The sequence below is a fragment of the Mesorhizobium sp. P3_A10 genome, assembly GCF_056403175.1.
The window spans coordinates 276,101-300,648 of sequence record NZ_JBFUFZ010000004.1 but is presented as its reverse complement, the minus strand read 5'-3'; the positions used below and the strand labels follow the sequence as shown (position 1 = coordinate 300,648).

General features: G+C 62.2%; 23 protein-coding genes. 9 read left to right on the top strand and 14 right to left on the bottom strand.

Features of this window, described 5'->3' with window-relative positions; genetic code table 11:
- Positions 1 to 5 precede the first annotated feature (5 nt).
- Both AC1DXU_RS18290 and AC1DXU_RS18285 read left to right on the top strand, forming a co-directional pair.
- Positions 6 to 500, top strand: coding sequence for a Rab family GTPase (locus tag AC1DXU_RS18290; protein WP_477371088.1), 495 nt, complete (start codon positions 6 to 8; stop codon positions 498 to 500).
- 3 nt (positions 501 to 503) lie between these two features.
- Positions 504 to 1,574: an adenylate/guanylate cyclase domain-containing protein gene (locus AC1DXU_RS18285; RefSeq protein ID WP_477371085.1), complete on the top strand. Its 1,071-nt coding sequence runs from the start codon at positions 504 to 506 to the stop codon at positions 1,572 to 1,574.
- Positions 1,575 to 1,713: 139 nt separating this feature from the next.
- On the opposite strand, the gene AC1DXU_RS18280 is transcribed toward AC1DXU_RS18285, so the two are convergent.
- The 3 genes from AC1DXU_RS18280 to AC1DXU_RS18270 form a co-directional block, all read right to left on the bottom strand.
- Complete coding sequence (locus AC1DXU_RS18280; RefSeq protein WP_477371082.1) at positions 1,714 to 2,781, bottom strand: cyclic nucleotide-gated potassium channel; 1,068 nt, start codon at positions 2,779 to 2,781, stop codon at positions 1,714 to 1,716.
- Between the two features lie 211 nt (positions 2,782 to 2,992).
- Entirely contained in the window at positions 2,993 to 4,375 is a 1,383-nt protein-coding gene (locus AC1DXU_RS18275; RefSeq protein WP_477371079.1) for an adenylate/guanylate cyclase domain-containing protein, read from the bottom strand.
- A 201-nt stretch (positions 4,376 to 4,576) separates the two neighbouring features.
- Positions 4,577 to 5,980, bottom strand: coding sequence for an MATE family efflux transporter (locus tag AC1DXU_RS18270; RefSeq protein WP_477371076.1), 1,404 nt, complete (start codon positions 5,978 to 5,980; stop codon positions 4,577 to 4,579).
- 250 nt (positions 5,981 to 6,230) lie between these two features.
- Here AC1DXU_RS18270 and AC1DXU_RS18265 point away from each other — a divergent pair, with 250 nt between their 5' ends.
- From AC1DXU_RS18265 to AC1DXU_RS18240, 6 genes are all read left to right on the top strand, one after another.
- Positions 6,231 to 7,148, top strand: coding sequence for an AraC family transcriptional regulator (locus AC1DXU_RS18265; protein WP_477371073.1), 918 nt, complete (start codon positions 6,231 to 6,233; stop codon positions 7,146 to 7,148).
- A 242-nt stretch (positions 7,149 to 7,390) separates the two neighbouring features.
- On the top strand, positions 7,391 to 8,662 hold the full coding sequence (locus tag AC1DXU_RS18260; protein WP_477371070.1) for an ABC transporter substrate-binding protein: 1,272 nt from the start codon (positions 7,391 to 7,393) through the stop codon (positions 8,660 to 8,662).
- Between the two features lie 116 nt (positions 8,663 to 8,778).
- Positions 8,779 to 9,645, top strand: coding sequence for a carbohydrate ABC transporter permease (locus tag AC1DXU_RS18255; protein ID WP_477371067.1), 867 nt, complete (start codon positions 8,779 to 8,781; stop codon positions 9,643 to 9,645).
- An 11-nt stretch (positions 9,646 to 9,656) separates the two neighbouring features.
- Positions 9,657 to 10,469, top strand: coding sequence for a carbohydrate ABC transporter permease (locus AC1DXU_RS18250; RefSeq protein WP_477371064.1), 813 nt, complete (start codon positions 9,657 to 9,659; stop codon positions 10,467 to 10,469).
- 15 nt (positions 10,470 to 10,484) lie between these two features.
- The gene (locus AC1DXU_RS18245; protein WP_477371061.1) at positions 10,485 to 11,531 is read left to right on the top strand and encodes an NAD(P)-dependent alcohol dehydrogenase; all 1,047 of its coding nucleotides are present in this window, start codon (positions 10,485 to 10,487) and stop codon (positions 11,529 to 11,531) included.
- A gap of 7 nt (positions 11,532 to 11,538) precedes the next feature.
- Complete coding sequence (locus tag AC1DXU_RS18240; protein WP_477371058.1) at positions 11,539 to 12,654, top strand: ABC transporter ATP-binding protein; 1,116 nt, start codon at positions 11,539 to 11,541, stop codon at positions 12,652 to 12,654.
- On the opposite strand, the gene AC1DXU_RS18235 is transcribed toward AC1DXU_RS18240, so the two are convergent.
- From AC1DXU_RS18235 to gcvA, 10 genes are all read right to left on the bottom strand, one after another.
- Positions 12,647 to 14,233, bottom strand: a complete 1,587-nt coding sequence (locus AC1DXU_RS18235; protein ID WP_477371056.1) for an FGGY-family carbohydrate kinase — start codon at positions 14,231 to 14,233, stop codon at positions 12,647 to 12,649. The genes AC1DXU_RS18240 and AC1DXU_RS18235 overlap by 8 nt on opposite strands.
- A complete protein-coding gene (locus tag AC1DXU_RS18230; RefSeq protein ID WP_477371053.1) occupies positions 14,230 to 14,913 on the bottom strand; it encodes an HAD family hydrolase in 684 nt (227 codons plus the stop codon). The genes AC1DXU_RS18235 and AC1DXU_RS18230 overlap by 4 nt, the downstream gene beginning before the upstream one ends.
- Positions 14,914 to 14,928: 15 nt before the next feature.
- Positions 14,929 to 16,407: a mannitol dehydrogenase family protein gene (locus tag AC1DXU_RS18225; protein ID WP_477371050.1), complete on the bottom strand. Its 1,479-nt coding sequence runs from the start codon at positions 16,405 to 16,407 to the stop codon at positions 14,929 to 14,931.
- 88 nt (positions 16,408 to 16,495) lie between these two features.
- A complete protein-coding gene (locus AC1DXU_RS18220) occupies positions 16,496 to 17,266 on the bottom strand; it encodes an L-iditol 2-dehydrogenase (RefSeq protein ID WP_477371047.1) in 771 nt (256 codons plus the stop codon).
- Complete coding sequence (locus AC1DXU_RS18215) at positions 17,263 to 18,267, bottom strand: ABC transporter ATP-binding protein (RefSeq protein WP_477371044.1); 1,005 nt, start codon at positions 18,265 to 18,267, stop codon at positions 17,263 to 17,265. The genes AC1DXU_RS18220 and AC1DXU_RS18215 overlap by 4 nt, the downstream gene beginning before the upstream one ends.
- Before the next feature lie 52 nt (positions 18,268 to 18,319).
- On the bottom strand, positions 18,320 to 19,144 hold the full coding sequence (locus AC1DXU_RS18210) for a carbohydrate ABC transporter permease (protein ID WP_477310923.1): 825 nt from the start codon (positions 19,142 to 19,144) through the stop codon (positions 18,320 to 18,322).
- An 11-nt stretch (positions 19,145 to 19,155) separates the two neighbouring features.
- Positions 19,156 to 20,028, bottom strand: coding sequence for a carbohydrate ABC transporter permease (locus tag AC1DXU_RS18205; RefSeq protein ID WP_477371041.1), 873 nt, complete (start codon positions 20,026 to 20,028; stop codon positions 19,156 to 19,158).
- 140 nt (positions 20,029 to 20,168) lie between these two features.
- The gene (locus AC1DXU_RS18200) at positions 20,169 to 21,479 is read right to left on the bottom strand and encodes an ABC transporter substrate-binding protein (protein ID WP_477371038.1); all 1,311 of its coding nucleotides are present in this window, start codon (positions 21,477 to 21,479) and stop codon (positions 20,169 to 20,171) included.
- A 274-nt stretch (positions 21,480 to 21,753) separates the two neighbouring features.
- A complete protein-coding gene (locus AC1DXU_RS18195; protein ID WP_477371035.1) occupies positions 21,754 to 21,984 on the bottom strand; it encodes a hypothetical protein in 231 nt (76 codons plus the stop codon).
- 255 nt (positions 21,985 to 22,239) lie between these two features.
- The gene (gcvA, locus tag AC1DXU_RS18190) at positions 22,240 to 23,148 is read right to left on the bottom strand and encodes a transcriptional regulator GcvA (RefSeq protein ID WP_477371032.1); all 909 of its coding nucleotides are present in this window, start codon (positions 23,146 to 23,148) and stop codon (positions 22,240 to 22,242) included.
- A gap of 110 nt (positions 23,149 to 23,258) precedes the next feature.
- Between gcvA and AC1DXU_RS18185 the strand changes: the two genes are divergently transcribed.
- Positions 23,259 to 23,444 carry a hypothetical protein gene (locus AC1DXU_RS18185; protein WP_477310913.1) on the top strand — a complete coding sequence of 62 codons (186 nt, stop codon included), beginning with the start codon at positions 23,259 to 23,261 and terminating at the stop codon, positions 23,442 to 23,444.
- A 23-nt stretch (positions 23,445 to 23,467) separates the two neighbouring features.
- Here AC1DXU_RS18185 and AC1DXU_RS18180 read toward each other — a convergent pair whose 3' ends face one another.
- Positions 23,468 to 24,427: a sugar-binding transcriptional regulator gene (locus AC1DXU_RS18180; protein WP_477371029.1), complete on the bottom strand. Its 960-nt coding sequence runs from the start codon at positions 24,425 to 24,427 to the stop codon at positions 23,468 to 23,470.
- Between the last annotated feature and the right edge of the window lie 121 nt (positions 24,428 to 24,548).

Genomic DNA, 24,548 nt, shown 5'->3' with positions numbered 1-24,548 from the left:
CCAAGATGTTGCAAAAAAAGATCTGTATGTTGGGCGGGTTCTCCGTCGGAAAGACGAGCCTGGTTCGCAGGTTTGTGCAAAGCATCTTTTCAGACACCTACTTGACCACGGTGGGAGTGAAAATCGACAAGAAGAGTGTCGCACTCCCCGACAAAACCGTGGATCTGATTTTGTGGGATTTGGCCGGCGAAGACGATATCGGCTCATTCCGCGTCAGCCATGTGCGAGGAGCGACCGGGCTCGTGCTTGTCGTCGATGGAACCCGTGCCGCTACTCTTGCCGCAGCGCTCACGCTGCGCGAGCGGGTCGAGGCCGAATTCGGCGCCATGCCGTTTGTATTGCTGTTCAACAAATCCGATCTGGCCGATCGGTGGGAAATATCGGATAATGAGATTGACGAACTGAGGCAATTTGGATGGCAAATCTATCTAACAAGCGCGCTTTCGGGCGAACATGTCGATGATGCGTTTCTTCAACTTGCTTCGATGGTCACCAAATAGACCATGCATAGATTGCCAAGACAAGTCGGGAACTGGATTTACAATTTCTTCTACAACGAGCACTCTATCGCATATGTGAAAATTGACGCCCAGCTTTGCATAGCGGCGAAGGGCGGCAACGTTAAACATTACGGGCTCTCATCCCTCCGTATCGGTAAGCCAGTTACCGATCAGCTTGAATTCATGGAGGGTTTGCTGCCTTGCCCGGAGCTTCCATATCATATGGCCATGGTCGAACTGCCCAGCGGACGTGTCGCGGACCTTCATCTTTTTGCTGACGATGCCTTCGTGTGGCTGCTCTTTCTCGACGCCACTGCCGAACGCGACAACAAGCAGCGGCTGCAACAGAAGGCTTATGAAATGACGCTCCTGCAAGAGAGGGAGCGTCAACTCAACGAGAAATTACAATCGACGAACGAGGCGTTGAGGAAGAGCCAAGAAGGATTGTCGCGTGAATACCAGCGCGCCGAAACCCTGCTCCTCAACATTCTTCCGGCGTCGATCGCGGAGCGGTTAAAAGCGCGGGAACAAATTGCAGACAACCACGCAGAGGTGAGTGTGCTTTTTGCCGACATCGTCGGTTTTACGCAACGAGCGCGGAGCGTCGGAGCCGAGACGACGCTCGCTATGTTAAATTACTTCTTCAAGGCGGCGGATCTGCTCTCGGAACGATACGGCTGCGAAAAGATCAAGACAATCGGCGATTGTGTGATGGCGGTCGCTGGCCTGCCCGTCGCGCGATCCGATCATGCAGAAGCCCTTGCGCACTATGCACTTGAACTGCGGAAGGCGGTCAAGCTCGAACGCTTCGCAGGAGAACCGCTACGACTCAGAATGGGAATTCACTCAGGACCAATCGTCGCGGGCGTCATAGGCGAAAGGCGGTTTGCCTATGATCTGTGGGGCGACACCGTTAATCTCGCCGCACGTATTCAAACGTCCGCGGAGCCCGATGAAATCCGTATTTCGGATGCAACTCGCAAACTGCTTGGACCGGATTTTGCTTGCGACCCACTCGCGGAAACGGAATTGCGTGGTACAGGTCGTGTGCGAATGTGGCGGCTGACGGCCTGATTCCCTGCATCACCATGTAGCTCCAGCCGGCCACCATCGGCAGGCAATTGGCAAACCTTGCCATTGAACCCTCCTCCTGACGACTCAGGATCGATGACACACCATTACAGTCCGGGACTGCACACCTAAATTAGTGCGGTCAAGCCGTCGGCGCCGCGCTACGCCGTTCGAGCGCGGTCTTGCGGATGATTTCCGCGATCTCCGGGCTGCTGCTGCACAGCATCTGGAAATCCACCGCGTGCAGCGACAGGAGTGAGACCGCGGTTGCGGCGCTGACGGTCGCCATACGCGGTTCGCCGCTGATCAGCGACATCTCGCCGAAGAAGGCGCCAGGGCCAAGCTCCACCGGGTTCGGCGTCGCGACGGTGACGCGTCCCTCCACGACGAAGAACATTCGATCGCCGGGCTCGCCAACGCGGCAGATCACGGCGCCCGCCGGCACCGTGCGAGGTCTTAACGCGGCCACGATCTCGACCAGCACGGCCGGGCCTAGTTTCTGAAACAACGGCACGGCGGCGACCAATTGCCAGTTGCGGACGAATTCCCCGCGGCGAACTTCCTGATAGAAGCCGGTGGCAAGAATGCCGGCCCAGAGCGCGAAGATGCCGATGCCACTCATCATGACCGCCCCGGCGAGGACGCGGCCGGCGAAGCTTTGCGGAATTTCGTCGCCATAGCCGGTGGTGGACAGCGTGACCACCGCCCACCACATTGCCTGGGGGATGCTGCCGAACTTTTCCGGTTGGATGCCGCGCTCGATGATATATCCCGCGAGCGCGACACCGAACAGAACGACGCCGAAGAGCGTGGTGACACCGACCAGGTTGCGCGCTTCGTTGGCCAGCACCCTGCCCAGCACCGGGAAGAAGGTCGAGTCGCGCAGCGGTTTCAGCAGCCAGACGGCACAGTAGAGGCTCCAGTCGGGCGTGCCGACGAGCAGGAATGCCGCGAATGGAACCACGACCGCGAGCACATCGATGGCGATTTCGGCCGTGCTGTTTTGTACGTCTCCCGCCCGGCGCTTGAGCAGCGTCGCGGCCAGTTGCAGGAGATAGGCGCCCCAGATGACCGCGAGCAGGGCAGCCAGTGCCAGTCTGCTTCGTCCGGACATGTCCGGCATCGTGAGCGCAGCCACCGCCAGCAACCCGGGCGCAGCCAGCACCGCGTTGAGCGGCGCGTAAATTCTTAAGAAAGGCAGTACCGACATTCTATGCCCACGAGCCGCTACTACCTTCCAAAATAGATGCCTTCAAGGCAAGCGCAAAGGTGCTTGCTGTCGCTGCGATGTGCATCACCCACGGTGAACTCAGATGTCCGGGATCGCTTCGTGACCAGACGCGGACGGACAGGCCATAACCGACGAGAATGACCCGATCCGGACAAATGCAATAGCGACGGAAAATATCGGACCGTCGCTTTCACTCGAGCCCGATCCACACAAAGCCATCCTGCTTTCGGCAGGGATAAACGATCAGCTTTGTGCGGTTTTTCGAAATGTCACCCAAATATTCCATGCCCGCCCTGGTACCGTCGTGCTCCAACTTGGCCCAGTCCCTGATTTCGCCAGTAAGCAGGTCAAAACAACTCTGATGCCAGCGGCAGACCAAGCCAAGATCTGCAGTGATCGTGCTCTCCGTGTGTGGGAGTTTCAGCTTTTCGGCTTGAGCGGAACTTCGGCGTTCGTAGAGCGGCAGATGAAGATGCGGGCAGGCATTGTTGAAGGCGCAATAGTTGTCGGATCCGCGAACGACGACGATGTCGTAATTTTCAAAATCGAGTATCCGGCGTTCGTAGGGCTGAAGCTCGTCGGCGGCGAAAGCGCGAATCCACCTCCTGCCGCCCTGACGGATGGTTTCGCGAAGCCCCCTGGCATTCAGGTCGGCGTCAGTTTCGGGCTTCAGCCTGACGATTTCGAACAGGCTTGTGCGCTCGCCGACGCCGCGAAGGCGTACCCTGACGAAGTCGCCGATTTCTACCTTGTCGGCGATCTGGTCGCGGAGGGCCTCGGATATCAGCAATCGCGTACCGGCGTCTTTGTTGGCGGCCTCGACCCGGCTGGCCAGATTTACAACGTCGCCGATGGCCGTGAGACGTTCGTGTCCAGCAAAACCCAATGTGCCGATGACGGCTTCGCCATAGTTGAGGCCGATACGAATATCGAAATCGATGCCATACATCGAGGCAAAGAACGGCTTCAGACGATCGACTGTGGCGAGGGTCTGAAGTGCGGCGTTCACTGCGCGGAGCGGAGCGTCGGGCTCGTCGTCGATACCGAATATTGCCATCAGCCCATCGCCGATCAGTTTGTCGATGAAACCGCCATTCTGCTCGATGATGTCGCCGACCTGGGCGAAGTAGCGATTGAGCAGATACATCACGTCGTAGGGGGAAAGCCGCTCCGATAGCGCTGTGAAATCGACAATGTCGCTGAAGAAGACCGCAACATGCCTAGCTTCGCCGCAACGCGTCGCGGCAGAAGTGCCAAGCTGGCTGGTGATCATCATATCGGTTTCGTCTAGCACCAGGCGTCGGACGCGAAGCTCGCCTTCCGGCCTGAGCTGACAGGCCAGCCGAACCTCATCGGCCAATCTCAACCGGTTCGCCATCAGGGTTTCGTCCGGATTCCGGTCCGGGCAAGCCTCAAGGCCATCGAGAACCCAAACGCGGCATGTCGAGCATTTCGCCCTGCCGCCGCATGCGTGGGCAAATGGTACGCCCGATCTGAGAGCCGCCTCAAGCAACGTCTCATCTGCGCCCACGTCGAAATCCACTCGGTCGGGTAAAGCGGTTACTTTGGTCATATCATCTAACACAGGTCCGTCGCGCTAACTGGCTTGTCAGTGTAGCACCAATCGGCTCAGGCAGCGCTCTTTGCGAGGAACGACCGCTCTGCATCGGTAGTGATCGTCCGCCTGGCGGAACACGAATGTCGGCTGGTGGCGCTCAGCGAACCCTTCGATGGCTATCACGGCGCGCCGTTTAGCAACCGCCGGCCATCCGTTTCAATGCCCGAAGGCGAGTGGCGGCACGATCCGGTCGCGGCGCAGCCAGCGCGCCAGCAGCAGTGCCGCCACCACCGCCAGCCCCGACGACAGGCCGATCCAGATGCCGACGCCATGGAAGCCGTAGCGGAAGGCGAGCAGCACGCCGAGCGGCAGGCCGACGCCCCAATAGCCGATCGCGGCATAGATCATCGGCACCTTGGTGTCGTGCAGGCCGCGCAGCATGCCGGCGGCCACCGCCTGTGCGCCATCAAAAATCTGGAACAGCGCGGCAAACACCAGGAACGACACGGCAAGTGCCACCACCCTGGCATTGGCCGGGTTGCTGAGATCGATGAAGGCGCTGATCAAGAGATGCGGCCACAGGATCATCACCAGCCCCATCAGCGCCATGAAGGAGACGCCGATGACAAAGGCCGTCCAGCCGGCGCGCGAAACCCCTTCCGGATTGCCGGCGCCATGGGCAAGCCCAACGCGCACCGTTACCGCCTGGTTGAGGCCGAGCGGCACCATGAAGGAGATCGAGGCGATCTGGATGGCGATGGCGTGCGCTGCCAGCGAGGCCGCGTCGATCAGGCCCATCAGTAGGGCCGCGGCGTTGAAGATCGTCACCTCGAAGGCGAGAATGCCGGCGATCGGCAGGCCGAGCCGCAACAAGCCCTTGAAGCGCGGCCAGTCGGCCCGCCAGAAGCGTCCGAACAGGCGGTAGCGCCGGAACTTTTTCTCGAGCATCACCACCACCGCCAGGCCGACGAACATCAGCGTGCTGGACAGCGTGGTGGCGAGGCCGGAGCCGGCAATGCCCATCGAAGGCACGCCGAGATTGCCGAACATGAACACCCAGTTGAAGAAGACGTTGCAGGCGACAGCGACGAAGACGATGACCAGCGCCCAGCCGGGCCGCTCCAGCGCCGAGATGAACGAGCGCAGCACGATATAACCATAGAAGGGCAGCACCGCCCATTCCAGCCAGCGCAGATAGATGCCAGCCTGATGGGCGAGCGCCGGTTCCTGGCCCATGGCCAGCAGAATGGCCTCGCCGTGCCACAGCACGAGCCAGATCGGGATTGAGATCAGGATCGCCAGCCACAGGCCCTGGCGCACGGTGCGGCGCAGGTCGCGCACTGAATAGCGGCGACGGCCAAGCTCGGTCGCCATCATCGGCGAGGTCGCCAGCATCAAGCCGAAGCCGAAGATCAGCGGCATGAAATAGAGGTTGGCGCCAAGTGCGCCGCTGGCCAGCGTGTCCGGTCCCAGCCGCCCCATCATCATGACGTCGGTGGCGGTCATCGCGGTCTGGCCGAGATTGGTCAGCACCATCGGCCAGGCGAGCGCCAGCGTTGCCCTGATTTCCTGACGCCAAAGATTTTCCGGTGCGCGAGCACCGGCTTCGATCGCAGACATTTTCCGCTCTTTCCAGGTACGGCACGTCGGCGAAGGGCCGGAAGCCGCATTTCAAACGGCAAAACCTTCGGTTTCGCGTCGTTTGGGCCGTGTTTTGAACGAAACCCTAGACGAAGGCAAGGGAGGAGGGATGGTGAGCGATTGAGCCAGCAGCAAGCCGGAAGCCGCCGGCGCCTCGTTCACTTGCAGGCCCGGGGCTGCTACGGATTGCCTGGAGTATCGGCAGCCGACGCAGTGCCGGGAGGTTTGGATGCAGTTCCGACAGCGAAAAAACCCGGCCGCGATCCCGCGGACAGCGCCGTCCTTCGAGCACATCGTCACCGAGGCGAGCGACAGTTTCCTGTGGCGGCTCGATGACTATCCGTGGGAGCGCAACGTCTGGAATTTCCACCCGGAATACGAAATCCACCTGCTGCGCAAATCCTCCGGCGTTGCGCTGGTCGGCGATCATATCGGCGAATTCGGCCCGGGCTATCTCTCCATCGTCGGCGGCGGCCTGCCGCATGACTGGGTCACGGCGGTACAGCCCGGCGAACTGATCGAGGGCCGCGACATCGTCCTGCAGTTCGATGCGCAAAGGCTGCGCGGATCGGCCGGCCTGCTGCCGGAACTGCGCGAACTCGAACCGTTTCTGGAGCGGTCGCAGCGCGGCATCGTCTTCCATGGCGATACCGCGCTGAAAGGCGCCGAGATGATGGAAGGGATGGGCAAGGTGCATGGGCTCGCCCGACTCTGCCTGTTCCTCGAACTGGTGGACCTGCTGGCCAGAACCGACGAGTATGAGTTGCTGTCGTCGCCGGATTTCTCGCCGGTTCTGGATGCCGTTTCGCTCGACATCGTCCAGCGCACGCTGACCTACCTGTTCCAGCATTTCGCCGAAGATTTGAAGCTGCCGGAAGTGGCGGAACTGGCCGGGATGAGCGAAAGCACGTTCTCGCGTTTCTTCCAGAAGAACACCGGTAACAGCTTCAGCGACCACCTGGCCAAGCTCCGGCTCTGGCAGGCCTGCAAGCTCTTGGCGGATACCGATATTGCCATCACCGACATCTGTTTCCAGGTCGGCTACATGAACATCTCGAACTTCAACCGGGCGTTCATGCGCAAGCACAAGATGACGCCGTCATCTTACCGTCGGTTGTCACGGCAGCGGCTGACACTGCGCGCATAAGCGCACTCTAAGATTGTCGCTCTGGGTTCCATCGATACTCGTGTGACGGGCATCGTAAGCGGGCGCCGGTTTTTGCGCTGCACAATGCATAAAAGTACAGGTCTTGTGCACCGGGGCTTCTAGCATGGCCTGCCGCAACTCCGCATTTTGGCGATGGGTGGCTTGTCGCTCGGGCGATGGTGAGGATCGCACAACCCGAGGACTTGCGCTTCCTGCGAAGTGTTCCTGGAGGAGAAAAGATCATGCAACCAATTCGGCTCGCTGCGAGCTTGAGCGCAGCTTTCATGCTTTCCGCTACCGTATCCACCGTGGCCCTGGCGCAGGCGCCGGTCTGCTCGGCGCCGGTCAAGGTGCTGGCGCAGCCACGTGACGGCCTGACGCTGCTGGAGGACTCGAAGGACGAGTTCCAGAAGCTCGCCGGCGCCAGCTTCCAGATCGACTATCTCAACGAAAACGACCGCCGGGCCAAATCGCGCGCCGATGCATCCACCGTCGGCAACTACAACGTCTACTATGTCGACGAGGCCAACGTCGCGCTGTTTGCCTCGTCGAAATGGATCGTGCCGCTGGCCGATTATTATCCGGCTGACTACGACTACGCCGATTTCGATCCGGGTCGCCAGAAGGTCGCCACCTATGACGGCAAGGTCTGGTTCGCGCCGCTGACCGGCGGCGGCGACCTGATGGTCTACCGCAAGGACGTGCTGGAAGCCGCGGGCATCCAGCCGCCGAAGACGCTGGACGAACTGATCGCCGCCGTGCCGAAGCTGACCAATCCGGACAAGGGCATGTATGGCATTGCGCTGCGCGGCGCGCGTGGCTCGGGCGCCAATGTCTGGCGCTGGATGCCGTTCTTCAAGGCCTATGGCGGAAAATGGTTCGACGGCGACAAGCCGGCTTTCAATTCGGACGCCGCCGTCAAGGCGACCGAGACCTATCTGCAACTGTTCAAGGATTCGGCACCCGGCACGCAGACCGGCAGCTGGGATGAATCGACCGGCGCCTTCCTGTCCGGTCAGGTCGCCATCCTCGTCGAATCGACGCCGTTGTCGGGCATGTCGGTCGATCCGAAGACCTCGCAAGTGGTCGGCAAGGTAGGCTTCCTGCCGCCACCGGCGCCGCTGACCGGCGGCGGCTATGGCCATGGCCTCGCCATCGCCGCGAAAGCCAATGCCGACGATGCCTCGAAGAAATGCGCCGGCCTGTTCATCGCCTGGGCAACGTCGAAGGAAAACGAGAAGCGCCGGCTCGATGCCCATCAGTTCGGCGAGCTGAACCGCACCAGCATCCTGTCCAGCAAGGAATTCGCCGATATCTACGGCGCCGATCTCGGCCAGGCGCTGGCCGAGACCGGCAAGGTCACGGCGGTCAACTTCTGGCAGGATCCGCGCTGGCCGGATCTCGGCGACCGCTGGGGCATCATCCTCGAGGAACTGGTCACCGGCACCCGTACCGACATCAAGGGCGGCCTCAACGAGCTTGAAGCCTATGCCAACGAGCTGGTGAAGAAATAAGCCATCCTCCCGCCTGCGGCGCGCGATCCGCGGCATTCAAGCGAATGTCGGGATCTGTGCGCCGCAGGATTTCTGCTCTGCATACCAAGCGTTCGAGACACGCGAGATAGGCACCAATGCCGCGACGTTCATCCCTGCCGGTCACCTTTGTTGTTCCGACGCTCGTCATCCTTTTGGTGCTGTCGATGGTGCCGACGCTGTATGCGATCGTCATCGCCTTGCAGAACCGCGAGCTGAGCTCGGCGACCTATTCCTATGTCTGGTTCTCGAACTTCTATAACCTGTTCTTCGACCGTCGCTTTCTCAACGCCGTCTGGGTGTCGGTGAAATGGGAAATCGTCACCGTTGTGGCGACGATGGCGGTGGCCATTGGCCTCGGCGTGCTGATGTTCGAGGTGGCCAGCCCACGCCTGCGCAACATCTACTGCCTGCTGTTCATCATCCCGGTGCTGCTGCCGCGTGTGTCCGCCGCCTTCGTGTGGAAATTCGCCTATCATCCGCTCTATGGCATCGCCACCTATCCCTACCGGTTGCTGACCGGCGGGCTGATCTTCGACCCGCTGTCCAAACCATCGACGGCGCTGTTTGCCGTCGCCTCGGTCGATGTCTGGCAATGGGGACTGTTCTTCGCCGTCATCGTGCTGAAGCTTCTGGAAACGCTGCCGCCGCAGCCGATCGAGGCAGCACGGCTCGACCACGCCAAGCGCTGGCAGATCCACGCCTATGTGACCTTGCCGATGCTGAAGGCGCCGCTGATCAGCCTGATGTTCGTCAAGATGATCGAGTCGCTACGCTCCTTCGACCTGATCTATGTGATGACCCGCGGTGGACCGGGCGTCGCCACCGAAACGCTCGACATGTATGCCTTCTCGCAAGGCTTCATCGAGTCCGGCAAGGTCTCCTACGCCTCGGCGATGGCCGTGCTGATGATGATCGCCACAGTCATCACCTTCACCATGCTGTGGAAGCGGGTGCAGGCATGAGGCCATATCGCATGAGGCCGGGCCGCCTGATCGCCAAGGCCATCCTGGCCTTTGCCGGCTTCATAGCGGTGTTTCCGTTGCTGTGGACGGCGCTCAATTCGCTGAAGAACAATGTCGACATCATTACCCGCGTCCCGCGCCTGGTGTTCACACCGACGCTGGCCAACATCAGCTATATTCTCGGCCGCGACAGCGTCATGACCGGGCTGCACAATTCGGTGATCGCCTGCGGTGTCGCCGTTCTGATCGGCGTGGTGCTCGGCCTACCGGCGGCTTACGCGGTGGCGCGCTACCCCAACCGTTGGGCCGGCGACATCCAGTTCTTCGTGCTGTCGCTGCGCTTCCTGCCGCCGGTGGCGGTCGCCATCCCGCTGATGGTCATCTGGCTGCAGATCGGGCTCTACGACACGCTGGCGGCGCTGATCGTCACCTATTCGCTGCTCACCATCTCGGTGATCATGTGGCTGGCCATTCCCGCCTTCCACGCGGTGCCGAAGGAGGTCGAGGAAGCCGCCTTCGTCGATGGCTATGGCGCCTATTCGGTGTTCTGGAAGATCGCGCTGCCGGTGGCGGCGCGCTCGCTGATCGGGGCCGTCGCCTTCAGCTTCGTGCTGGTCTGGAACGAGTTCCTGATCGCGCTGATGCTGTCCAGTTCCAACGCCAAGACCTTGCCGATCGTCGCCTCGGAACTGTCGCAGCAAGGCATGAACGTGCCGTGGGGCATCCTGAACGCCTCGGTCGTGCTTTTGTCACTGCCGCCGCTGCTGTTTCTCGGTGTGCTCAGTGGCTTCCTGAATTCCGTTTTCCGGCAAAAAAAGACCTGAAGTGAGGACGACCCGATGCGGGCTTTGGTACTTGAGAAAAAAGGCGAACTGGCGCTGCGCGAGATTGCGTTGCCGCTCGATGTCGGGCCGGACGATGTCAAAATAGCCATCCACACGGTCGGCGTCTGCGGCAGCGACGTGCACTATTACACCCACGGCGCCATCGGCAGCTATGTCGTGCGCGCGCCGATGGTGCTGGGCCACGAAGCCTCGGGGATAATCGTCGAGGTCGGCGCCAATGTCAGGACGCTGAAGGTCGGCGACCGCGTCTGCATGGAGCCGGGCGTGCCGAACATGTCGTCGCGGGCGACCAAGCTCGGCATCTACAATGTCGACCCGGACGTTTCCTTCTGGGCGACGCCGCCGGTGCATGGCGTGCTGGCGCCTTATGCGGTCCACCCGGCCGCGTTCACATACAGGCTGCCGGACAATGTCTCGTTTGCCGAAGGCGCGATGGTCGAACCCTTTGCCATCGGCATGCAGGCGGCGGCCCGCGCCCGCATCGTTCCGGGCGATGTCGCAGTCGTCGTCGGTTGCGGCCCGATCGGCATCATGATCGCGCTGGCGGCGCTCGCCGGCGGTTGCTCAAAAGTGCTGATTTCCGATTTCTCCGCCCCTAAGCTCGAAATCGCAGCTCGCTATCTGGGCATCGTCCCGGTCAATATCGGCGAGCGGCCGCTGGTCGATGCGGTTGCCCAGGCGACCGACAATTGGGGCGCCGACATCGTGTTCGAGGCCAGCGGCCACCCGAAGGCGTTCGCCAATCTGTTCGAAATCGTGCGTCCCGGCGGCGCGGTGGTGCTCGTCGGGCTGCCGGTCGAGCCGGTGAGCCTGAACGTTCCGGCGGCGATTTCGAAGGAAGTGCGCATCGAGACGGTGTTCCGCTACGCCAACATTTTCGACCGCGCGCTGCAGCTCATCGCCTCCGGAAAAGTCGATCTCAATCCCCTGATCACCGGCACCTATGCTTTCTCAGACAGTATCGAGGCGTTCGAGCGGGCAGCTGCAGGCAGGCCGGAAGACGTCAAGCTGCAGATCCTGCTTTCCGGCGAGAAGGGCTGAGACGACCATGTCCGCGATTGTCTGTTCGCATGTCGACAAATCCTATGGCGCCACCACCGTCATCCGTGATCTGAACCTCAGCATCGAGGACCACGAATTCGTGGTGTTCCTCGGCCCCTCCGGCTGTGGCAAGTCGACCTTGCTGCGCATGCTGGCCGGGCTGGAGGACATCAGCGGCGGCGAAGTCTCGATCGGCGGCAAGGTGGTCAACGATCTCGACCCCGGCGACCGCGGCATCGCCATGGTGTTCCAGAATTATGCGCTCTATCCGCATATGACGATCTTCGACAACATCGCCTTCGGCCTGAAGCGGCAGAAGGTGGCGAAGGCCGAGATCCAGCTGCGCGTCGAGGCGGTTTCGAAGACGCTCGGCCTCGAGCCCTATCTCGGCCGAAAGCCGGCCGAACTGTCCGGCGGCCAGCAACAGCGCGTCGCCATTGCACGCGCCATGATCAAGACCCCAAAAGTGTTTTTGTTCGACGAGCCGCTGTCCAATCTCGATGCCAAATTGCGCAACCATATGCGCATCGAAATCGCCCGGCTGCACCAGTCATTGAAGACGACGACCGTCTACGTCACCCACGACCAGTTGGAGGCTATGACGCTCGCCGACCGCATCGTGTTGTTGCGGGACGGCAGGATCGAGCAGATCGGCTCGCCGGCGGAGATCTATGAGCGGCCCGGCAATCTGTTCGTGGCCGGGTTCATCGGAACACCGAACATGAACTTCATCGACGTAGCGGTTGGCCGGAAAGGGAACGGCTGGACGCTGACCAGCGCGGAAACCGTATTTACCATCGACGGCTCGCGCTTCGATCTGCAAGGCGTCGACCGCGCCGTGCTGGGGATCAGGCCGCCGGATTTGAAGACCGCGGGTCCTGAAGCAACCGGAAATCTTCTGGAGGGTACGGCCGATCTAATCGAGTTTCATGGCAACGATGCGCTGGTAATCTTCGGTTTCGGCGGCAAGGAGATCAGCGCGCTGGTGTCGACCCGCGAATGCCCGGTCCTGCGCAGCGATGTCCGCTACACGATCGACGAACAGAGCCTGCATCTGTTCGATGCGAAATCGGGCGTGTCCCTGCTGAGACGGCAGGACGGCAAAAGCAGCCTGCCTACCTGATCGCGTCCAGCATCTGCCGCTGCCGGTGCATCTCGAGGAACACCTTGTAGTCGCGGTCGAAGCGCCCCGCTGAGGCCGGGTTTGACGGCCGCTTCTTGCCGCCCTGCTGCATGGCGACGCAAGCGGCATTCAGATCCGGGAACAGCCCGGCGGCGGTGGCCGCGACCATGCCAGTGCCGAGCAGCACCGCTTCGTCGGCCAGCGGCTCGATGACCGTGCAGCCGGTGGCGTCGGCATAGAGCTCCATCAACAGCGGGTTCTTGGTGTGGCCGCCGGTGACATGCAGCGTGTCGATCAGATATCCGTTCTCGTTCAGCGCCTCCAGCACATGCCGCACACCAAGGGCGATGCCGACGGCGGTGCGCCAATAGAGCTTGCACAGGCTGTCGAAGGACGCATCCAGCGTCAGCCCACTGACGACGCCGACGGCATGCGGGTCGGCAAGCGGCGAACGGTTGCCGTGGAAATCCGGCAGCACATGCAGCCTTGCGGCGAGATTGTCGCCCTCGGCGGTGCGCAATTCGGCGACACGGCGCGCGATCCTGGCATGCATCGCCGCGTCCGGTTCGCCGCCGGCGCCGTGCCAGCGGATGATGTGGTCGAGCAATGCGCCGGTGGCCGACTGGCCGCCTTCCGACAGCCAAAGCTTCGGCAGCGCCGCGCCATAATACGGCCCCCAGACGCCGGCGAAGGGCTGCGGGTCGGGCGACATCGCCATGACGCAGCTCGACGTACCGGCGATCAGCGCCAGATGCCGGCCGATATTGTTCTCGTCGCCGGCAAAGCCGCCGAGCACACCGAGTGCGCCTGCATAGGCATCGATGACCCCGGCGCCGACCCGGCATTGTTCCGTCAGACCAAGCTGGGTGGCGGCTTGCGCGTTCAGCGCCCCGATATCAGCGCCGACCGGGCTCGCCGTCTCCGGCAGATTGCCATGTTCGAAAAGATCGCCGAGGCCGACGGTTTCAAAAAAGTCGCGCCGCCAGCCGGTCTCCTCATGCGCCAGATAGGTCCATTTGGCGGTCAGCGTGCATTGCGAGCGCGCCAGCGAGCCGCTCGCCTTCCAGGTCAGGAAGTCGGTGAGGTCGAATAGATAGCTGGCTTCATTCCATGTTCCCGGCAGCTTCCGCTTCAGCCACATCAGCTTCGGCGTCACCATCTCCGGCGACATGACGCCGCCGATATAGTCGAGCACGGCATGGCCGCTTTCGGTGCATTCATCAGCCTCGGCAATGGCGCGGTGGTCGAGCCAGACGATGGTGTCCCAGCGCTTTTCGCCTGACACCGATACGCTGAGCTGGCCGCCATCGCGGCCGCGCACCACCAGCGAGCAGGTGGCGTCGAAGGAGATGCCGACGATGTCCTGGGCCGCTACCCCCGCCTTTTCGCGGGCGGCACGCACTGCAATGCAGACCGCCGACCAGATATCCTCGGAATTGTGCTCGGCGTGATCGGCCTTCGGCTGGTTCATGACGATCGGGTGCTCGGCGCGGCCAAGCAAGGTGCCTTTGGTGTCGAGAATGCCCGCACGGGCGCTCCCGGTGCCGACATCGACCGCGCAAACGAAACTTTTCGTCAAGATGCTTTTACTCTCGCTCCCAGGCCTGCAATCAGATCGGGCAATTGCAGCATGTCAGCGAATATAAAGTCCGGTTCACTCGACGCAAGCCGCGCTTTCAATGCCGGGTTGCCGGCATGGGTGCCGCCGGTGAAGGCCAGCACGCGCATGCCCGCCGCGCGCGCCGCAGCAATGCCGGCCGGGCTGTCTTCGACGACGACGCATTGGCGTGGATGGGCTCGCATGCTGGCAGCCGCATGGAGAAAAAGGTCCGGCGCCGGTTTCCCTTTCGCCACCATGGCAGCGCTGAACAGATGCGGCTCCAGCAACCCAAGCAAACCGGTGATGTCGAGCGAATAGCGGATGCGGTCGAGCGTGCCGGAAGAGGCGACGCAGAACGGCACGCCGAGCCTGGGCAAAACCTGGGCAATGCCTGGCATCGGTTTCAGCTCCTCGCGAAATCTACGCATCAATTCGACGCGCATCGCGGTCAAATGCTGGTCGGTGATCTCAACTCCGAAGTCGCGGCCAAGGATTTCGCGGACGCTTTTCATGCTTTTGCCGAGGAAATGCTCGTAGGCGGTGTCCTCACTGACGGTGCCGCCGGCGACCGCGATCATGCCGAGCAATGCCTCGACCGACAGCGCCTCGCTGTCGACCAGCACGCCGTCACAGTCGAAAATGACCAGCTCAGGCGCCATGGCTTCGCGTGAACTTCAGAGCTTGCCGGCGATATAGCGCGTCAGCGTCGCGCGGGCGCCGTTCGCCCACAGCACGTTGAGCGCATGGGCAAAGGCATCGGCGAACGCTGCCGAGCGGCCGACATCGCCATAGATGTCTTCCATGGCAAGCCAGGCGCCGGGCACATCCTTCGCCGCCCTGGCGGTTGCCTGCAGCCGGTCCCAATTCGGGTCGTTGGCTTCGATGACGGCGCCGCTGTCGGTGGTGCCGAAGCAGTAGCGGCACCAGAGCGCCGATTCCAGCGCCAGACCCGTGACGCTTTTTCCCGCCTTCAGCCGGTCTGCGATGGTCGGGATGATGAATTTCGGCTGGCGGTTGGAACCGTCGAGGCAAAGCCGGCGGATGGTGTCGCCGATCTTGGGATTGGAGAAGCGGCGCTCGATCAGCTGATAGTACTCTTCCAGTACGGTATCCGGCACCGGCGGCACGGTCGGAATGATCTCGTCGCGCTCCAGCTTGGCGAGGAAGCCGCGGACCAGCGGTTCCTGCATCGCTTCATGGACGAAATGGATGTCCATTAGCCCGGCTGGATAGGCGATGGTGGCGTGGCCGCCATTGAGGATGCGGATCTTCATCAGCTCGTAGGGCGCGACATCTTTTACGAACTGCACGCCGACCTTTTCCAGCGGCGGCCGGCCGTCGGTGAAACGATCCTCCAGCACCCATTGCTTGAACGGCTCGCAGAACACCGGCCAGTTATCGTCGAGGCCGAATTCGCTCGACAGAATGGTTCGCTCGCGGTCGCTGGTCGCCGGCGTGATGCGGTCGACCATGCCATTGGGAAAGGCGACCTTCGCGCTCACCCAGTTCGCCAGGTCCTCATCGATCAGACGCGCCAGGCCGATAACCCCGTCCGAGGTGACATGGCCGTTATGGGGGATGTTGTCGCAGGACATGACGGTGAACGGCACGATGCCGTCGTCGCGGCGGCGGATCAGCCCAGCAAGGATGAGGCCGAAGACCGTCTTCGGTGTCGCCCCGGGTTGCGCATCGGCGACGATGTCGGGGTGAGTCGGGTTGAACACCCCCGACGCCGGGTCGATGAAATAGCCGCCTTCGGTGATGGTCAGCGAAACGATCCTGATCGCCGGATCGGCGAGCTGATCGATGATCGCCGCCGCATCGCCAGGCGTCAGGAAGTCGATCATGACACCGGTGACGCGGGCGCTCATATGGCCACTGTCCTGCTCGACCACCGTGGTCAGCCAGTCCTGTTCCTGCAGCTTGCCGCGACCGATCTTCTCGCCCTCGAAGACGCCGGCGCCGATCAGCGCCCAGTCGTGGCCGACACCGGAATTGAAAAGATCGTCGAGATAGACGGCCTGGTGCGAGCGGTGGAAATTGCCGACGCCGAAATGCACGATGCCGGCCTTGAGCTTCGAGCGATCGTATTTCGGACCGGCGACCTTGGCAGGGAGCTTGGCGAGGACGGAAGACGAGAGTTTCATGGTCATCTGCTTTTACCCTTTGGCCGGGCTGCGGCCTGCGTAATCCGGGCCTCTTCTCCCCGTGGAGGGACGGGGAGAAGAGTGCCTTCGCCCCTCAACTCATCCACTGGCCGCCATCGACATTGTAGGTCTGGGCGACGATGTATTCGGCGTCCTCGCTGGCCAGGAACACGGCCATGCCGGTCAGGTCTTCCGGCTTGCCCATGCGGCCGTAAGGCACGCCCTCGCCGACCAATCGCTTCTTCTCGCCCTTCGGCCGGTTCTCGTATTTGGCGAACAGCGCGTCGACCTCATCCCACATATCGCTGTCGACGACGCCCGGCGCGATGCCATTGACGTTGATGCGGTGCTTGATCAGGTCGAGCCCCGCCGATTGGGTAAGCGAAATCACGGCGGCCTTGGTGGCGCAGTAGACCGCGACCAGCGGCTCGCCGCGCCGTCCGGCCTGGCTGGCGATGTTGATGATCCTGCCGCCCTTGCCCCTGGCAATCATCGAACGGGCCGCGGCCTGCAGCATGAACAACGTGCCGGCGACGTTGACCGAAAACAGCTTGTCGTAGCTCGCTTTGGTGATCTCGACGATCGGCGCCAGATCGAACAACGCGGCGTTGTTGACCAGTATGTCGAGGCCGCCGGTTTTTGTCTCCGCCGCCTTCACCGCCGCATCGATCGAAGCGAGGTCGCTGACATCGAGCCTGACCGCATAGGCCTTGGCGCCAAACCCGGAGGCGGTCTTTTCGGCAGCCTCCAGATTGATATCGGCAATGGCGACGGTCGCACCCTCACGCACATAGGCTTCGGCGAAGGCTTTGCCGATGCCACGTGCCGATCCGGTGACCAGCGCCGATTTGCCTTTCAGCCTCACTGCGCCATCGCCTTTCCGTCGGCGCCGAAGCGATGCATCCGGACCTTGTCGGGCGACAGATAGATGGTGTCGCCGTGGCGGACGGCCATTTCGCCGTCGGCACGCACCGTCAGCGGACCGACGCCGTCGGCCTGGACGTGCAAGAACGTGTCGGAGCCGAGATGTTCGGCGACGCCGACAACGGCTTTCCATTCGCCCGCCGTCGTTGAGATGTTCATGTGCTCGGGACGGATGCCAATGGTCTTGGCGCCGTATTTGGCGGCCGGCGCGCCCTCGATCAGGTTCATCTTCGGCGAGCCGATGAAGCCGGCGACAAACAGGTTCTTCGGCGACTTGTAGAGTTCCATCGGCGAGCCGACCTGCTCGATGTTGCCGGCGTTGAGCACGACGATCTTGTCGGCCATGGTCATGGCCTCGATCTGGTCGTGGGTGACGTAGATCATCGTCGTCTTGAGCTGATGGTGCAGCTCGCTGATCTCCAGGCGCATGGTGCCGCGAAGCGCTGCGTCGAGGTTGGACAACGGCTCGTCGAACAGGAAGGCCGAGGGCTGGCGCACGATGGCCCGGCCGATGGCGACGCGTTGGCGCTGGCCGCCGGAGAGCTGGCCGGGGCGGCGTTCGAGATAGTTGGTCAGGTTCAAGACGCGCGCGGCGTCCTTCACCTTCTTGTCGATCGTCGCCACATCCTCGCCGGCCATCTTCAAGGGGAAGCCGATGTTCTTGGCCACCGTCATATGCGGGTAGAGCGCATAGGACTGGAACACCATGGCCAGCTTGCGCTTGGCCGGCGCCTCGCCGGTGACGTCGCGGCCATCGATGTTGATGGTGCCGCCGATGGTATCCTCGAGGCCGGCGATGAGGCGCAGCAGCGTGGACTTGCCGCAGCCCGACGGGCCGACGAAGACGACGAATTCGCCGTTCTCGATGACCAGGTCGAGGCCTGGAATGATGATCGTCGATCCGAAGTGCTTGGAGACGTTCTTGAGCGTGATGTTTCCCATGGTTTCCTCCCCCGAAGGGTTATTTCTGGTGGATTGCTTCAGGCAAGGTCCGCTACTTCACGGCACCAAATGTCAGGCCGCGCACCAGTTGCTTCTGGCTGAACCAGCCCATGATCAGGATCGGCGCGATGGCCAGCGTCGAGGCCGCCGAAAGTTTGGCCCAGAACAGGCCTTGCGGGCTCGAGAACGAACTGATGAAGGCCGTCAGCGGTGCTGCTTCGGTGGTGGTCAGGCGGATGGTCCAGAACGCTTCGTTCCACGCCAGGATGATGTTCAAAAGCATGGTCGAAGCGATGCCCGGCACCGCCATCGGGGTCAGCACATAGGCGATCTCACCCCACAGCGTGGCGCCGTCCATGCGCGCCGCTTCGAGGATCTCGCCCGGGATCTCACGGAAGTAGGTGTAGAGCATCCAGACCACGATCGGCAGGTTGATCAGCATCAACATGACCATCAGGCCGATGCGGCTGTCGAGCAGTCCGGTATCGCGGAAGATCAGGTAGATCGGGAACAGCACGGCAACTGCCGGCATCATCTTGGTGGAGAGCATCCACATCAGGATGTCCTTGGTCCACTTGCCGGGCGAGAAGGCCATCGACCACGCCGCCGGAACCGCAACGATCAGCGCCAGAATGGTCGAGCCGACCGACAGCAGCACCGAGTTGAGGAAGAACTTGAAGTAGCCGCTCTGCGCCTGGACCTCGGAGTAGCTCTCAAAGGTCCCCGACGGGATCAGGGCGAAACCCTGGATGGCTTCCTGCTCCGACTTGAACGAGGTGATGATCGTATAAAGGATCGGGAAGAAGATCAGCAGCGCGACGATCCAGGCGGCCGCGGTCGCAATGACCTTATGTTGGGTGGTGACTGCACGTGCCATCGTATCCTCCCTTACTTGTCCAGGTTCTTGCCGACTGCGCGCATGGCGAAGAAGGCGACGATGTTGGCGAGAATGACGGCGATGACACCGCCGGCGGATGCCTGGCCGATTTTGAACTCCAGCAGCGCCTTCTGGTAGACGAGGAAGGGCAGGTTGGTGGAGGCGTAGCCGGGGCCGCCATTGGTGGTGACCAGGATCTCGGCATAGACTGACAAAAGGAAGATCGTCTGGATCAGGATGACGACGGTGATGGCGCGCGACATGTGCGGCAGCGTCAAATAGATGAAGCGGCTGATGAAGCCGGCGCCATCCATTTCGGCGGCTTCCTTCTGCTCGCCGTCAAGCGACTGCAGGGCCGTCAACAGGATCAGCGTCGCAAATGGCAGCCACTGCCAGGCGACGATGATGATGACCGCCGTGAGAGGATGCTGCCCGAACCAGTCGATCGGCTGGCCGCCAAAGAAGCGCGCAATGTCGGCAAAGACGCCGTATTGCGGATGCATGATCATGTTCTTCCAGACCAGCGCCGCCACCGGCGGCATGACGAAGAAGGGCGAGATGACGAGGATGCGCACGATGCCCTGTCCCCACATCGGCTGATCGATCAGCAGCGCCAGCAGGATGCCGCCGATCACCGTGATCAGCAGCACGCTGACCACGATGGTAAGCGTGTTGAGGATCGACTGCAGGAAAGCCGGGTTGGAGTAGAACAGCGCGTAGTTGGAAAAGCCGACGAACCCATCGCGGATCGGGTTGAGCGGATTGTACTGCTGGAAGGAGAACCACAGGGTGATGACCAGCGGCACAATCATCCAGACGAACAGCAGCACCACGGATGGCGCCATCATGAAACGGGCAAGCGAACGGGTCTGCTGAGTAGCCATGACGGTCACCCTCCAAAGGTCAGTCAGATTTTCAGAGTTGTGCCACAATTCCTAGGATTGTGAAGGCGGCCGCCCGAACTGGGATTCGGGCGGCCGTTGCCGGTCATGATCGACGGCCGGCATTCGGCACCGGGAGGAGCCTACTTGATATAGCCGCCCTCGGTCATTGCCGCCGTGGCAGCGTCCTGGGCCTGCTTCAGGGCATCGTCGACGCTCGACTGGCCGGCAAGTGCCGCCGAGAAGAGCTGACCGACGGTGGTGCCGAGACCCTGGAACTCAGGGATGGCGACGAACTGGACGCCGACATAAGGCACCGGCTTGACGGTCGGATGCGTCGGATCGGCCGCGTTGATCGAGTCCAGCGTCATCTTGGCGAAAGGCGCTGCCTTCTGGTACTCGGCATTGGCGTAGAGCGAGGAGCGTGTGCCCGGAGGAACGTTCGCCCAGCCTTCCTTCGCCGCGACGAGTTCGGCATAGTGCTTCGAGGTTGCCCAGGAGACGAACTTCTCTGCCGCGTCTGCCTTCTGCGTGCCGGCGGGAATGGCCAGCGACCAGGCCCAGAGCCAGTTGCCGCGCTTGCCGAGACCGTTGTCGGGAGCGAGCGCATAGCCGACCTTGTCGGCGACGGTGGAGTTCTTCGGGTCGGAGACGAAGGACGCAGCGACGGTGGCATCGATCCACATGCCGCACTTGCCCTGCTGGAACAGCGCCAGGTTTTCGTTGAAGCCGTTGGATGAAGCGCCCTCGGGGCCGTCGGCCTTCATCAGGTCGACGTAGAACTGCAGCGTGCTCTTCCACTCTGGCTGATCGAACTGCGGCTTCCAGTTCTCATCGAACCAGCGCGCGCCGAAGGAGTTCGACATGGCGGTCAGGAAAGCCATGTTCTCGCCCCAGCCGGCCTTGCCGCGCAAGCAGACGCCGTTCACGCCATTGGCGCGGTCGGTCATCTTGTCGGCGGCCTGCTTGATGAAGTCCCAGGTCGGCGCGTCTGGCATGGTCAGCCCTGCCTTCTCCATCAGGTCCTTGCGGAACATGACGAACGAGCTTTCGCCGTAGAACGGTGCTGCATAAAGCTTGCCGTCAACCGAAAGGCCGCCGGCGATGGCCGGGATGATGTCCTTGGCGTCATAGTCGTCGCCGAGCTTGTCGAGCGGCAGCAGCCAGCTCTGCTTGGCCCAGATCGGAACCTCGTAGGTGCCGATGGTCATCACGTCATACTGGCCACCCTTGGTGGCGATGTCGGTGGTGACGCGCTCGCGCAGCACGTTCTCTTCGAGCGTGACCCAGTTGAGGGTGATGTCGGGGTTTGCCTTGGTGAAGTCGTCCGTCAGCTTCTGCATGCGGACCATATCGCCGTTGTTGACGGTGGCGATGGTGATGGATTCGGCATGCGCGGCGAACGCAAGGGCGCTGGCCGACAACAAGCCCAGTGTGAGCGTGCGAAGTTTCATCAAATTCCTCCCATAAACCAAGATGAGCATTTGCCTTGGTGATGAGCAATTACTCACTTGCTATTAATTATGTCAAGCCGGATTCGATGCTGCAGCGCAGCACGTGGGATGTCGCGCGGCATCCGACGCGTGGCGTCTTGCGGTGTTTTGAGAACGGTTCGAAACCGGCTGGCCGTGAAGCGAAACGACAGAGTTTCGGCCGGCGGGTGGATAGCGGGCCTATGCGGACCGGCTATCGCGGCCTATGGGCAGCAGCTTGTCCGGGCGAGGGTTTTCATCCGTGCGACGGATACCGTCCGACGCAATACTCGAAAGTGTCGCCATCGCGGTCTTGCCTGGCTCGGGTCAAGATTTCCGTCACCCTGACCCAGTCGGATTCGTCTTTTCGCAGTGTAACTTCCCGTTGGATTGCCAGCGCGGCAGCTTGAAACGGCGTAAACGCTTCGATCATATGTGTCGCGCGCACGGCATTGTCTTCGATTTCTTCGACGCGATAGGCTTTCATCGGCCCTGACAATCTCACTGATCGACGGCATCTCACTGCGCCGATTGATCCAACTTGATTGAGTCGCCACAAGTGCGGTGTCGGCCAAGCAGATGATGTCGACAGTGTTTTTCCGGGTGATGGTTAACTCCGTGCTTACCATTGGTTAACCATGCGCGCGCGGTTGCAGGCGCCTCAGGCGAGAGCTGTCTTTGGTCGAAAGACGGTCATCGGAGGACGGCCCCGTATTAGGGCGACGGGCATCTTCGGCTTCGCCTAGGGGCAAGCGATCTCGGCCAGCACCCAGTCGCGAAAGGCGCGGATCTTCGGCACGTTGCGGCGCGCTTCGGGATAGACCAGCCAGTAGGCGTGACCGTCGTCGCCGACGAGGTCAAAGGGCTGGATGAGGCGGCCATCGGCAAGTTCGGTCTTGAACAGCGCCCTGGTCAGGATGGCCACGCCCTGGCCGGCGATGGCGGCATTGGCCTCGTAGGCTTGCGCACCCATGCTCGAGCCGGGACGCGTGGCAAGATCGTGAGACTGCACGCCGGCAGCCGCGAACCAGTCCCTCCACCAGATATCGCCGGGATCGAGAATGGGCAGGCGCAACAGATCGGCCGGCTCGTTGACGCCGCCAATGCTGGCAGCCAGCTTGGGACTGAGCATCGGCGTGAAGTCGGCATCGAGAAGCTTGTGCACCTCCATGCCCGGCCAGTTGCCGCCGCCCGAGCGGATGGCGATGTCGATATCCTCGCGGGCGAAATCGACGATGCGGTTCGACGTGTCGAGGCGCACGGCCAGCGCCGGATGCGCGAGCTGGAACGAGCCTAGATGCTGCGCCAGCCAGTTGGAGGCAAAGGTCAGCAGCGTCGAGACACAGAGCAGCCCATCCGCGCCGGTGCGCGCGGCGGAATAGGCTCCGCTCAGCAGCGCGAACGCCTCGCTGACCGCAGGCGCCAGGCGCTGCCCGGCCTCGGTCAGCACGATCTGCTTGGGACGGCGCAGGAACAGCGGCCCGCCGACGCGCTCTTCCAGCAGCTTGATCTGATAGCTCGCCGCCGCCTGCGTCATGCCGAGCTCATCTGCCGCCTTGGTGAAGGAGAGATGCCGCGCCACTGCCTCGAACACCCGGATCGCCTGCAGCGGCGGGAGCTGGGAAACCTGTCGTGCCTCGAGATTCGGCATAAGCCCTCCTTATGGGCCGTGATCGACGTTTGATTGGAAGCGAGGGCTTATCCTGCCGATATTTGGGGTCGACGATCAATCTCGTCCAGACATAGCGGAGGCTGACGATCATGACCACGGTACAGGAAAAGCTGATCCTAACTCCAGGCCACAGCTGGTTTTCGCGGCTGACGCTTGGATTCGCGCGGAAAATAGGCCGCAGACGGACCTATCTCGACATCCGGGAATTGCCGCCGCATCTGCAGCGCGACATGGGTTTCCTGGACGGCAACGATCCTTGCGGGCGGCGCCAATAACCCTTGTTCAATCTATCGAAAAGTCAGCCGGCCGCGAGCAAGGCGGCAGCGGTCCGCTCATCGGTGATCAGGCCGTTGACGAGCCGCCGGTTGACGGCGGCAAGGATGCCCGGCAGCTTGCGTTCGCCCATGGCCAAGGCGATGACCAGCGACTTTTCGCGCGACGGCAGCGACGCCGAGGACACACGGTCGTTGGTGATGCCGTCGATCATGCGGCCGTCGCGGTCGAATACCCAGCCGACGATTTCGGCGACGCCGCCTGCCTTTTGCAGCGCCTTCAATTCAGCTTCCGAAATAAAGCCGTCCTCGTAGAGCGGCGCCTTCGGGCCGAGATCGCCGATGCCGACAAAGGTGACGTCGGCCTCCGCGGCCAGCGCCAGTGTCGGCTGGATCATCGGCTGGTTGAGCAGCATTTCGCGCTCTTCCGGCGAGGAGGCGATGACCGGCAGCGGCATTGGGAAGGAGCGCGCCTTGACCCTGTCGGCCATGGTGAAGATGACGTTGTAGAAGGCGGCCGAACCGTCGGGCGAGATGTTGCCGGTCAGCGACACCACCTTGTGCTGCGGGCACTCCATCGGCGGCAGTTGCTCGATCGCCGCCTTCAGCGTGCGGCCGGTGCCGATGGCCATGACGATCGGGGTCGGTGACCTTAGCCGCCGTTCGATCTCGGCAGCCGCCGCTTCGGCGACGCCGATGATGGTCGAGGATGAAGCTGGATCGCTCGGCACCACCTCGACCAGATCCAGCGCGAAGCGCGATTTCAGCCGCGCCGCGAGGTCGAGACAATTGGCGATCGGGTGATCGACGCGCACCTTGATCAGCCCTTCGGACACCGCCAGCGACACCAGCCGCTGCGCCGTCTGCCTGGAAATGCCGAGCGTGGCGGCGATCTGGTCCTGCGTGTTGCCGGCAACATAATAGAGCCAGCCGGCGCGCGCTGCGTCGTCCAGCCTGTTGCTGCCGCCATCCTGCCGGGAATTCACCGTCCTGCCTCCCATGCCCGCCAAGCCTCGAGGCGGAACGCTATAGTCTTGCAGGGAATGCGCTCGCGCGCAATTGTCTATCACAAGGGCAATTGCTTGCGGTCTTAGGACGCCGGTGATG